At 59.4% G+C, this 12,413-nt stretch carries 9 protein-coding genes; 8 read left to right on the forward strand and 1 reads right to left on the reverse strand.

Annotation, left to right across the window (positions count from 1 at the left end; all coding sequences use genetic code 11):
* Positions 1-70: 70 nt before the first annotated feature.
* Positions 71-1,024, reverse strand: a complete 954-nt coding sequence (gene gshB / locus AC07VR_RS27155; RefSeq protein WP_494990700.1) for a glutathione synthase — start codon at positions 1,022-1,024, stop codon at positions 71-73.
* A 226-nt stretch (positions 1,025-1,250) separates the two neighbouring features.
* Here gshB and pilG point away from each other — a divergent pair, with 226 nt between their 5' ends.
* From pilG to AC07VR_RS27195, 8 genes are all read left to right on the forward strand, one after another.
* Positions 1,251-1,658 carry a twitching motility response regulator PilG gene (gene pilG / locus AC07VR_RS27160; RefSeq protein WP_494990699.1) on the forward strand — a complete coding sequence of 136 codons (408 nt, stop codon included), beginning with the start codon at positions 1,251-1,253 and terminating at the stop codon, positions 1,656-1,658.
* A 43-nt stretch (positions 1,659-1,701) separates the two neighbouring features.
* Positions 1,702-2,079, forward strand: a complete 378-nt coding sequence (pilH, locus tag AC07VR_RS27165) for a twitching motility response regulator PilH (RefSeq protein ID WP_495013104.1) — start codon at positions 1,702-1,704, stop codon at positions 2,077-2,079.
* A 10-nt stretch (positions 2,080-2,089) separates the two neighbouring features.
* Positions 2,090-2,629 (forward strand): chemotaxis protein CheW, encoded by a 540-nt coding sequence (locus AC07VR_RS27170; RefSeq protein WP_494990697.1) that lies wholly within the window; start codon positions 2,090-2,092, stop codon positions 2,627-2,629.
* Between the two features lie 119 nt (positions 2,630-2,748).
* On the forward strand, positions 2,749-4,809 hold the full coding sequence (locus AC07VR_RS27175; protein ID WP_495013105.1) for a methyl-accepting chemotaxis protein: 2,061 nt from the start codon (positions 2,749-2,751) through the stop codon (positions 4,807-4,809).
* Between the two features lie 37 nt (positions 4,810-4,846).
* Entirely contained in the window at positions 4,847-10,804 is a 5,958-nt protein-coding gene (locus AC07VR_RS27180) for an Hpt domain-containing protein (protein WP_495013106.1), read from the forward strand.
* Entirely contained in the window at positions 10,797-11,252 is a 456-nt protein-coding gene (locus tag AC07VR_RS27185; protein WP_494990694.1) for a chemotaxis protein CheW, read from the forward strand. The genes AC07VR_RS27180 and AC07VR_RS27185 overlap by 8 nt, the downstream gene beginning before the upstream one ends.
* Before the next feature lie 73 nt (positions 11,253-11,325).
* Complete coding sequence (locus AC07VR_RS27190) at positions 11,326-11,955, forward strand: nucleotidyltransferase domain-containing protein (protein ID WP_495013115.1); 630 nt, start codon at positions 11,326-11,328, stop codon at positions 11,953-11,955.
* Entirely contained in the window at positions 11,918-12,352 is a 435-nt protein-coding gene (locus AC07VR_RS27195) for a hypothetical protein (RefSeq protein ID WP_494990693.1), read from the forward strand. The genes AC07VR_RS27190 and AC07VR_RS27195 overlap by 38 nt, the downstream gene beginning before the upstream one ends.
* Positions 12,353-12,413: the final 61 nt, after the last annotated feature.

Genomic DNA, 12,413 nt, shown 5'->3' on the forward strand with positions numbered 1-12,413 from the left:
AAACCAACATCGCGCGTTTCACAGGCGGCGCATGATAACGCAATGTTGGTTTGTGCTTGTGTGTTCTATATCAACGGGCTTTAAGCTTCAGATCGATGGCATCCATCAGCATTTCGCCGATTTTCGTGCCATAGGCGTTGTCGATCTCACGGATACAGGTCGGGCTGGTGACGTTGATTTCCGTCAGGTGCTCGCCAATCACGTCGAGGCCGACGAACAGCAGGCCTTTTTCACGCAGGGTCGGACCAACCTGAGCGGCGATCCAGCGATCCTTCTCCGTCAGCGGTCGCGCTTCGCCACGACCACCGGCCGCGAGGTTGCCGCGGGTTTCGCCGGCTGCCGGGATTCGCGCCAGGCAATACGGTACCGGCTCGCCATCGATCATCAAAATGCGTTTGTCGCCGTCCTTGATCGCCGGCAAATAGCCCTGAGCCATGATTTGCTGCTTGCCGTGCAGGGTCAGGGTTTCCAGAATGACCGAGAGGTTCGGGTGGCCGGCGGTGTGACGGAAGATCGATGCGCCGCCCATGCCGTCCAGCGGTTTGAGAATCACGTCACCGTGGTGGTCGGCGAACTCGCGCAAGATATCCGGGCGACGGCTGACCACGGTCGGCGGCGTGCACTGCGGGAACAGTGTGGCGAACAGCTTTTCATTACAGTCGCGCAGGCTTTGCGGCTTGTTCACCACTAACACACCGGCGCGTTCGGCTTGTTCCAGCAGGTAGGTGGAGTAGACGAACTCCATGTCGAACGGCGGATCCTTGCGCATCAGGATCACGTCCAGATCGCTCAGGGCGTTGTCGGTTTCGGCTTCCAGTTCGAACCATTTTTCCGGGTTGGCAAAAACTTTCAGGGGACGCATCCGCGCCCGCGCCTCACCGGCATTCTGGTAGAGGTCGCGCTGCTCCATATAGAACAGCGACCAGCCGCGCTCCTGGGCGGCAAGCAGCATGGCCAGCGAGCTATCCTTTTTATAGGAGATGCTGGCAATGGGGTCCATGACAATCCCGACGCGAACGCTCATGGGCAATATCCTCGATTCGGCAAGGCCGATATGGCTTGAAAAAGTGGCGTCAGAGTGGCGCTCGGCTTGTTCCCGGTCAAGGAAAAAACACCTCGCTGGTCGGCCGATAGATTGAAGCTTGCGACTGTGCTAAAAAGGCTCCCGAGCCCTTGAACATCAAGGGTTTCAAGTGCTGGTAACCGGTACACGGACAAAATCGATTCGCTGTGGCGATGGTAGAGCAGATATGGAACAGCATTCCAGCGCCTTGAAGGTCATGGTGATCGACGATTCGAAGACGATTCGCCGTACTGCCGAAACATTATTGAAGAACGTGGGTTGCGAAGTGATCACGGCGATCGATGGTTTCGATGCGCTGGCCAAGATTGCCGATAATCATCCCGGAATCATCTTCGTCGACATCATGATGCCGCGTCTGGATGGTTATCAAACCTGCGCCCTGATCAAGAACAACAGCGCGTTCAAGTCCACGCCAGTGATTATGCTGTCCTCCAAGGACGGTCTGTTCGACAAGGCCAAGGGTCGGATCGTCGGCTCTGACCAGTTTTTGACCAAGCCCTTCAGCAAGGAAGAACTGCTGAGCGCGATCAAGGCCCATGTGCCGGGTTTCGCTGCAGTAGAGCAAGCACATTGACGTGCGGCCAGCGGGCCGCACGCCTATACCAATGGGGAAGACCATGGCACGTATTCTGATCGTCGATGACTCGCCGACCGAAATGTACAAACTGACTGGCATGCTGGAAAAGCACGGCCATGAAGTGTTAAAGGCTGAAAACGGCGCCGACGGTGTGGCCCTGGCCCGCCAGGAAAAGCCCGACGCCGTCCTGATGGACATCGTCATGCCGGGCCTCAACGGTTTTCAGGCGACCCGCCAGCTGACCAAGGACGCTGAAACCAGCCACATTCCGGTGATCATCATCACCACCAAGGATCAGGAAACCGACAAAGTCTGGGGTACCCGCCAGGGCGCCAAGGACTACCTGACCAAACCTGTGGATGAAGAAACCCTGATCAAGACCTTGAGCGCGGTTCTTGATAACAAGTCGGCCGGCTGACGGCGGTCGTATGACCGACTCGCAAACTGCTTTTGAGCTATTGCTGGAGATCGACCAGCGCTGTCGCCTGCTGGCGGCGGATTTGCCGTCCCAGGAAACCCGCCAGCAGAGCTGGAGCGGGATTGGCTTTCGTATCGGCGAATGCTGGTACGTCGCGCCCATGGGTGAAGTCAGCGAGGTCCTGCATGAGCCGCGTTATACCGTGCTACCCGGGGTAAAACCCTGGGTCAAAGGTGTCGCCAATCTGCGCGGACGGCTGTTGCCAATCATGGATTTGTGCGGTTTCTTCGGACACGAGCTGTCAGCGTTGCGTAAACAGCGGCGAGTGCTGGTGGTCGAGCACAATGATGTGTTTGCCGGCTTGATGGTGGATGAGGTGTTCGGCATGCAGCACTTTGCGCACGACAGTCTAGAGTCGGTGTCGTCGTACCCGCTGGAAGTCGCGATTGCACCGTACGTGAAGGGGCAGTTCCAGCGCGAACAACTCTGGCAGGTCTTCAGCCCGTTCGCCCTGGCACAGTCGCCGGGCTTCATGGATGTAGCGCTGTAGGAGCGAGGCTTGCCCGCGATGAACGATAACGCGGTGAACCTGTAAAACCGCGCTGCCCATTTCGCGGGCAAGCCTCGCTCCTACAGAAGGTAGGAATTCAGGTATTTAGGCGAGGACCGATGATAAAAGCAAATACAGGCAAATCAATGGAAGGGTCACGCAGCCGTTCGCAGATCATCGTGCTGTTCATCGCCCTGATCGTGTTCATCATGCTGCTGTTCGCCAACTTCGCTTACCTCAACACTCAGTCCAACTACGACAAGCAGTACATCGGCCATGCCGGTGAACTGCGGGTGCTGTCCCAGCGTATCGCCAAGAACGCCACCGAGGCGGCGGCCGGCAAGGCGGCCGCATTCAAGCTGCTGAGCGATGCGCGCAATGATTTTGCGCAACGCTGGGGTTATCTGAAAAAAGGCGACCCGAGCACCGGTCTGCCGGGGGCGCCGCCGGACGTGCGCCCGGAAATGCGTGCGGTGCAGCTGGATTGGGAACGCTTGCTGAAGAACACCGATGCGATTCTTTCCAGCGAACAAACCGTGCTGTCCTTGCACCAGGTCGCGGCGACGCTGGCCGAGACCGTGCCGCAATTGCAGGTCGAGTACGAAAAAGTCGTGGAGATCCTGCTGCAGCGCGGGGCTCCTGCCAGTCAGGTGGCCATGGCCCAGCGTCAGTCGCTGTTGGCCGAACGCATTCTCGGTGCGGTGAACACCGTGCTTGCCGGTGACGATACCGCGGTGCAGGCCGCCGATGCCTTTGGTCGTGATGCGACGCGCTTTGGCCAGGTGCTCAACGGTATGCTCCAGGGCAATCCAGCGCTGAAAGTCAGTCAGGTCGAGGACCTCGATGCTCGCGCACGTCTGACCGAGATCGCCGAGCTGTTCCAGTTCGTCTCGGGTTCAGTGGATGAAATCCTTGAAACCTCGCCCGAGCTGTTCAAGGTTCGTGAGTCGGCCAGCAACATTTTCAGTCTGTCGCAGACCCTGCTCGATGAAGCCTCGCTGCTGGCCACCGGCTTCGAGAACCTGGCAGGTGGGCGCTCGACCCATTCTATCGGCGGTTACGTTCTGGGCTTGCTGGCGCTGACCTCGATCATCCTGATCGGTCTGGTGATGGTTCGGGAAACCAATCGCCAGTTGCGCGAGACGGCCGAGAAGAATGAACGCAATCAGAACGCGATCATGCGTCTGCTGGACGAAATCGAAGACCTGGCCGATGGCGACCTGACGGTGACCGCTTCGGTGACCGAGGACTTTACCGGCACCATCGCCGATTCGATCAACTACTCGGTCGATCAGCTGCGCGATCTGGTGGCAACCATCAACCTCACTGCCGGCCAGGTCGCCGCCGCGGTACAGGAAACCCAGGCGACGGCGATGCACCTGGCGCAAGCTTCCGAGCATCAGGCGCAGCAGATCTCCGAGGCATCGACGGCTATTAATGAAATGGCCCAGTCCATTGACCAGGTGTCGGCCAACGCGGCGGAATCCTCAGCAGTGGCCGAGCGTTCGGTGGAGATCGCCAACAAAGGCAACGAGGTGGTGCACAATACCATCCACGGCATGGACAACATTCGCGAGCAGATTCAGGACACCGCAAAACGCATCAAGCGTCTGGGCGAGTCTTCTCAGGAAATTGGCGACATTGTCAGCCTGATCGACGACATTGCCGATCAAACCAATATTCTGGCGCTCAACGCGGCTATTCAGGCCTCCATGGCCGGTGACGCCGGGCGTGGCTTTGCCGTGGTGGCCGATGAAGTGCAGCGGCTGGCCGAGCGCTCGTCGGCAGCGACCCGGCAGATCGAAAACCTGGTGCGGGCAATCCAGACTGACACCAACGAAGCGGTCATTTCCATGGAGCAGACCACCACCGAAGTGGTGCGTGGCGCCCGACTGGCTCAAGATGCAGGGGTTGCTCTGGAAGAAATCGAAGGCGTGTCGAAAACCCTCGCGGCTTTGATCCAGAGCATCTCCAATGCGGCGCAGCAGCAGACGTCCTCGGCGGGTCAGATTTCCTTGACGATGAACGTGATCCAGCAGATCACCACGCAAACGTCGTCCGGCTCGACCGCCACCGCCGAGAGCATCGGTAACCTGGCGAAAATGGCCAGCCAACTACGGCGCTCGGTGTCCGGCTTCACCTTGCCAGCCGCCATGGAGCGGGACGCGGATAACGCTTGATCAGTGCATGCCGGGTATGAAATTGACTGGAGTGGTTATGGTTGATCGGCACGACTATGTGGCCCTCGAATGGGTCAAGGGCGAGATTGCCGAAACGCTGAAGCAGGCCTTTCTTGCCCTGGACAGCATGGCCCTCGACACCCTGGTCGACGACCCGCAGGTGGCGTCCGCGTTCAACCAGTGCCTGGCGTGCATTCATCAGGTTCATGGCAGTCTGCAGTTGGTCGAGTTTTACGGCGCGGCCTTGCTTGCCGAAGAAATGGAAAAACTGGCGCTGGCTTTACAGCAGAACCGCGTCAGCCATCGCGATGAAGCCATCCGGCTGTTGCAGCAGTCGCTTGGTCAACTGCCCATCTACCTCGACCGCGTTCACAGCGTCCGCCGCGATTTGCCGCTGGTGGTGTTGCCATTGCTCAATGATCTGCGCAGCGCCCGCGGCGAAAGCCTGTTGTCGGAAACCAGTCTGTTCAGCCCGCAGTTACTGGACTTGCCAGCGCTGGACGAAGAAACCCTGGCGCTGCTCGAGCCGGCGGATCTGCCAAGTGTGCTGCGCACGTTGCGGCAAATGCTGCATGTGGCGGTTACCGGGCTGCTGCGCGAACAGGATGATCAAACCCACCTGGTTCATCTGGCCAAGGTCTTCGCCCGCCTTGAAGAGCTTTGCCGGAACGCGCCCCTGAGTCCGTTGTGGCAGGTCGCTTCGGCGCTGGTGGAGGGCATGCTCGCTGGCAGCATCGCCAACAGCCCGGCACTGCGCAGTTTGCTCAGAGACGCCGACAGGGAACTCAAGCGCTTGCTCGAACAAGGGATGGCCGGAATCAATCAGCCTGCCCCGCAAGAGCTGCTTAAAAGCCTGTTGTTCTATATTGCTAAAGCCGAACACCCCACCGGGCAGATGCAGACCATGAAAGAAAGTTACGGACTTGATGACGCGCTGCCTGACAGTGCCGTGGTCGATGCAGAGCGCGCACGTCTGGCAGGCCCGGACCGGGATGCCATGCGTTCGGTACTGGCCGCGTTGTGCGAAGAGTTGGTGCGGGTCAAGGAGCGCCTGGACCTGTTCGTGCGCAGCGATCGCCAGCATGCCTCCGACCTGGACAACCTGCTCGCGCCGTTGCGGCAAATTGCCGACACCCTGGCGGTGCTCGGTTTCGGCCAGCCGCGCAAGGTGATCATTGATCAACTGGCGGTAGTCCTGAGTCTGGCCCAAGGGCAGCGCCAACCCAATGATGCGATTCTCATGGATGTGGCCGGGGCCTTGCTGTACGTCGAGGCAACCCTGGCCGGAATGGTCGGTACGGTGGAGCCTGAGAGTCGCGAAGAAAGCCGGCTGCCGACCACCGACCTGACCCAGATTCACCAGTTGGTGATCAAGGAAGCGCGGATCTGTTTGCAGCAAGCCAAGGACATGATTGTCGACTTCATCGACGCCGGTTGGGATCGTCGGCGGCTGCAACCGTTGCCGGCGTTGGTGACCCAGGTACGCGGTGCCCTGGCGATGATTCCGCTGAGTCGCGCGGCGAGTCTGCTGGAAGCCTGTAACGGCTTCATCCGTGAGCATTTGTTGGTCGATCGGATTAAGCCCGGTTGGCAGCAACTCGACAATCTGGCCGACGTCATCACCAGCGTCGAGTATTACCTGGAACGCTTGAGTGAAGACCCTCAGGCGCCTGGCGAACAGGTGCTGGACGTCGCCGAGGAGAGCCTGGCCGCGTTGGGTTATTTCCCGGCCCAGCTGCAAGTGCCGCTGCTCAATGATGTGCTCACCGCGCCTGAAGCCTTGGTGATGAACGATCTGCAAACGCTGGACAGCCCTGAAGTCGTGCAGTCCCTGGCCGACGTACTGGCCAGCCCGGTTTCCGTCCTCAACCCGCCAGCCCTGCATACGCCGGGCAGCTTGCTGCCACCGCCCGTCGGTGAGGCGCCGGTGGACGATGAGTTGCGGGAAGTCTTTCTCGAAGAGACCGACGAAGTCCTCGAGGTATTGCACGAATATTTGCCACGATGGTCGGCTGACCCCGACAACAAAGCCGCGTTGAGCGAACTGCGCCGTGCCTTCCACACGTTGAAAGGCAGCGGGCGAATGGTCCGGGCACTGGTGTTGGGCGAGCTGGCCTGGTCGGTGGAAAACCTGCTCAACCGGGTCCTGGAACACAGCGTCGAGCCAGGGTCGCAGGTGCAGCAACTGCTGGGCGAGGTGTTGCAACTGTTGCCCGAACTGGTCGGCGAGTTTGCCGCCAATGCCCAGCGCCAGCGTGATGATGTTGACCATTTGGCCTTCCGTGCCCATGCGCTGAGCAAGGGCGATGAACAGGCCCCGGACGCCATTGCGAAAGAACTGGAAGCACTCGATCCGCAGTTGCTGGAGATTTTCCGCAACGAAGCTGAAACCCATCTCGACAGCCTCAACCGCTTTCTCGATCAAGCCGCCGAACACATGCCGTTACAGGCCAGCGATGAATTGCAACGCGCGCTGCACACCCTCAAAGGCAGCGCGTACATGGCCGGCGTGTTGCCGATTGCCGAGCTGGCGACACCGCTTGATCAACTGGCCCGTGAATACAAGGCGCACCTGGTTGCGCTGGACCTGGATGAGGTCGAACTGTTGCTCGAAGCCGAAGGGTTGTTGCGCCGGGGTTTGACGCAACTGAAAACCGACCCGCTGGCTGACATCAATGGTGCGAAATCATTGATCGAACGTACCCAGACGCTACTCGCCGAACGCCTGCAAGCGCTCCTCAACTCTCCGAACACGGGCCTTCGGATCAAGCGTGATCCGCAACTGGTCAGCAACTTTCTCGCCCAGGGCATGGACATCCTGCTGGATGCTGAAAACCTGTTGCGCCGTTGGCAGCAACATCCGGGTGAGCGTCAGGAACTCAGTGCCTTGCTGGATGAACTGACCACTTTGGGTGAAGGCGCGCATCTGGCTGACCTGCATCCGGTCGATGAGCTGTGCGAAGCCTTGCTCGACCTGTATGGCGCGGTGGAAGAGAGCAGCCTTGCAGTCAGCGAACGGTTTTTCCATGAGGCCGACAGTGCCCACGAAGCGTTGATCAGCATGCTTGATCAACTGGCTGCCGGCCAGGAAGTCAGCCCGCAGCCTGCGCGAGTGAAAGCCCTGCGCGATTTGCTCGATCAAAGCCTCGACCCGTCAGCCATGGGCCTGATCAGGAGCGATGGCAGTCGCTCGTTGAGCATTACCGAACTGAGCGCCGCCACCACTGAGCTGGAGAAGGCGCCGGTTGCCCTGGATCTGGATGACGAAATCGTCTCGATCTTTCTCGAAGAGGCGGTGGATATCCTCGACAGCGCCGGGCAAGCCTTGCAGCGTTGGCTGGATGAGCCCGATAACGCCGCGCCGCTATTGTCGTTGCAGCGCGACTTGCACACCCTCAAGGGCGGTGCGCGGATGGCCGAAGTCGGGCCGGTCGGTGACCTGGCCCATGAGCTGGAAAGTCTCTACGAAGGTTTGGTCGATCGCCGCTACAGCCACTCCAGCGAATTAGCGCAGCTGTTGCAGCAGAGCCATGACCGCTTGGCCATGTTGCTTGAGCAACTGCACCATCAACAACCGCTGAGCGATCCGAGTGCCTTGATCGAGGCAATTCGCGAGTTCCGTCTGGGCAGTGTCCCGAGCGCTGAAGTGCTCGAAGTCGCGTCCCCGCCAGACTCGACGAGCAACGATCCCGAGTTGCTGGAAATCTTCCTCGAAGAAGGTTTCGATATCATCGACAGTTCCGGTGCCGCGTTGTTGCGCTGGCAAGCCGAGCCGCAAAACCGTCTTGAAGTGGAAACCCTGCTGCGCGACCTGCATACCCTCAAGGGCGGCGCGCGGATGGTCGAAATCGCACCGATTGGCGATCTGGCCCATGAGCTGGAGTTTCTTTACGAAGGTCTGTCGGCCGGCTTGCTGCAACCGACGGCGCAATTGTTCACGCTGTTGCAAAGCAGCCATGACCAGCTTGCACAAATGCTGGATGCCGCGCGGGCGGGTCAACAGGTGCTGTCGGCCGAGACATTGATCGAGGCAATCAGAGGCTTCACTCATCCTGTAGCGGGCGATCCGCAGTTGCAGACTCTAACCGCCGAGGCCGCGCCACAAGCACAGGCTAAAGCCGAGTCGCCAGTGATTTCGCCCGAAGCCGGCGCGGCCGGCGATATGGTCAAGGTGTCAGCCGAGCTGCTGGATGATCTGGTCAATCTGGCCGGGGAAACCTCGATCTTCCGTGGCCGCATCGAGCAGCAGGTCAACGATGCCCAGGTAGCCCTGAGCGAGATGGAAACCACCATCGAGCGCATGCGCGACCAGTTGCGTCGTCTGGACACCGAAACTCAGGGGCGGATTCTCAGCCGTCAGCAAGTCGAGGCCGAACGTCTGGGCTACGAAGAATTCGACCCGCTGGAAATGGACCGTCACTCACAGTTGCAACAGCTGTCGAGGGCGCTGTTCGAGTCGGCGTCCGACCTGCTCGACCTCAAGGAAACGCTTGACCGCTGCAACCATGACGCGGAAAACCTGTTGCAACAGCAGGGGCGGATCAACACCGAATTGCAGGAAGGTTTGATGCGTACGCGCATGGTGCCGTTTGAACGCATGGTGCCGCGCCTGAAGCGAATCGTCCGGCAGGTCGCCAGTGAGTTGGGCAAAGACGTCGAATTCATTGTCGGCAACGCCCAGGGCGAGATGGACCGCAACGTGCTTGAGCGCATGGTCGCGCCGCTGGAACACATGCTGCGTAATGCCGTCGACCATGGTCTGGAATCCGCCGAGGTGCGCCGTGCTGCCGGCAAGCCGGAGCAGGGCAGGATCACTCTGGATCTGGCTCACGAAGGTGGCGACATCATTTTCGACATACGCGACGATGGCGCCGGAGTGCCCCTCGAAGCGGTGCGGCGCAAGGCGATCAAACGCGGGCTGCTCGATCCGAATCTCGACATCAGCGACCGCGAAGTGCTGCAGTTCATCATGCAACCGGGGTTTTCCACCGCCGAAAAAATCACCCAGATCTCCGGTCGTGGCGTCGGTATGGACGTGGTCCACGAAGAAGTCCGGCAACTGGGCGGCAGCATGAGCATCGACTCGATCCCGGGACAGGGTGTGCACTTTCGCATTCGTCTGCCGTTTACCGTGTCGGTCAACCGCGCGCTGATGGTGCAGTGCGCCGACGACCAATACGCGATCCCGCTGAACACCATCGAAGGCATCGTTCGTGTGCTGCCCAACGAGCTGGACAGCTATTACCAACTCGACCCGCCGCTCTATGAGTACGCCGGGCAGCGCTATGAACTCTGCTACCTCGGTGAACTGCTACAGAACACGGTCAAACCGAAGCTGCTCGGCCAGAGCCTGCCGTTGCCGGTGCTGTTGGTGCATTGCAATGAGCGACGGATTGCGGTGCAGGTCGATGCCATGGCCGGCACCCGGGAAATCGTGGTGAAAAGCCTCGGCCCGCAGTTTGCCGCGGTGCAGGGGTTGTCCGGCGCGACCATCCTCGGCGATGGCCGGGTGGTGCTGATTCTTGACCTGCTGACACACATCCGCGCCACGCAGACACGCTTGCCGCAACTGCGTACTGCCAACGGCGGCGAGTTACCTGTGGTTGAGGCCGAACAGATGCGGCCAATGCTGGTGCTGGTGGTCGATGACTCGGTCACCGTACGTAAGGTCACCAGCCGCCTGCTCGAACGTCACGGTATGAACGTGCTGACTGCCAAGGACGGTGTCGACGCCATGGCGCTGTTGGAGGAGCACACCCCTGACCTGATGTTGCTGGACATCGAAATGCCACGCATGGACGGTTTCGAAGTGGCGATGCAGGTCCGCAGCGATCCGCGCTTGCAGCACCTGCCGATCATCATGATCACCTCCCGCACCGGCCAGAAACACCGCGATCGCGCCATGGCCATCGGTGTCAACGACTACCTCGGCAAGCCGTATCAGGAATCGGTTTTGCTGGAGAGCATCGCCCACTGGAGTAAAACCCATGCTTGAGCACCGCACCAGCAACCTCACCGGGCTGCTGCTGCCCTTGGCCGACCGCAATCTGATCCTGCCCAACGTCGCCATCGCCGAACTGATCGACTACCAACCCGGCACCTTCGACCTCGACTCGCCGCCCTGGTACCTGGGCATGGTGACCTGGCGCGACCGGCAAATCCCGCTGCTCAGCTTCGAGTCAGCCTGCGGCAACAAAACCGTGATCGGCGACCGCGCACGCATCGTCGTGCTCAACGCCCTGGGCGGCCGCCCGCAACTCAAATTCATTGCCTTGCTGGTTCAGGGGATACCACGCTCCTGCAAACTCGACAGCCAATTGAGCTACGTCGATGTGCCGCTCTGCCCACTGGAAAAAGCCGCCGTACAGATCGCCGAGCAAGTGGCCAAGGTACCGGACTTGCTGGGGCTGGAAGAGTTGCTGGTGGGAGCAGGGTTGGTTTGATCATTCGATCGTGACTTGATAAGTCCTAAAAAGGGACCTATCGTTCCCTTTTTAGGACTCGTTGGTTGTGGCCGTGCAAAGTCTATCTTTAAGTGACGCATTGTTTACCTCAACACAGCAAAAAGTGTTGGGTTTGCTCTTTGGCAAACCCGACCAAAGCTTTTATGCCAATCAGATCGCTCGTTGGGCGCAGGTCGGTAAGGGTAGCCTGATGCGCGAGTTGGAGAGGTTGCGGTTGGCAGGGGTGCTGAGCATGACGCACCAGGGCAACCAGACCCACTATCAAGCCAATCCTGATTGTCCTATTTATCAGGAACTGCTTGGCATTGCCCGTAAGACTTTCGGTATTGCCGAGCCACTGCGCATGGCGTTGTCGCCGTTTGCAGCTCAACTGACATGGGCATTTGTCTACGGCTCCATCGCCAAAGATCAGGCGCACGCATCCAGTGATATAGATCTGATGTTGATCGGTGTGGGGTTGCACTACAGTGAAGTGATGGAGCGGTTGATGCCAACTGAAGAGCAATTGGGCCGCACCCTTAACCCGACGCTGTACACCCCTGAAGATTGGGCGAGCAAACTGGCGGCTGGTAACAGCTTTGTTCAGCGGGTAGCACAACAGGAAAAGATCAACCTGATGGGTGAGAACCCTTCGGAGTCCAAGGATGGGCAGGAACGAAAACCTGGAGAACCTTCTACGTAGCGGCAGTCTGAAAGCCGAGCCACCCGATCGCAAGGAATGTGCAGGGCTGATGCGTTCAGCCATAGACCGCTTGAAGGATGCACAGGCATCACAACTCTCCTTCGCCAGTCGTTTTGATCTTGCTTATAACGCCGCCCACGCCATCGCTCTGACTGCCTTGCGTTTGTGTGGCTATCGCTCCGATAAACGTTATCTGGTGTTTCAGTGTCTCCTCCATACCGCCAATGTGAATAAAATTCAGGTCCGACTTTTCGCCTTGTGCCATGAGCGGCGTAATCTTGCGGAGTACGAGGGGTATATGGATGAGGACGAGGCTTTACTCGCTCAGTTGCTGGAAAGCACTGCGCAGTTGCTGGTGCATGTGGAACAAACGATGACCATGCATCCATTACCCTGACCGTAACAATCCGTCTCTGTGCTTGATTGATGCGCCACCTCATTCGCTCCTAAGGTAGCTC

Source organism: Pseudomonas sp. GW821-FHT02H09 (genome assembly GCF_059421425.1).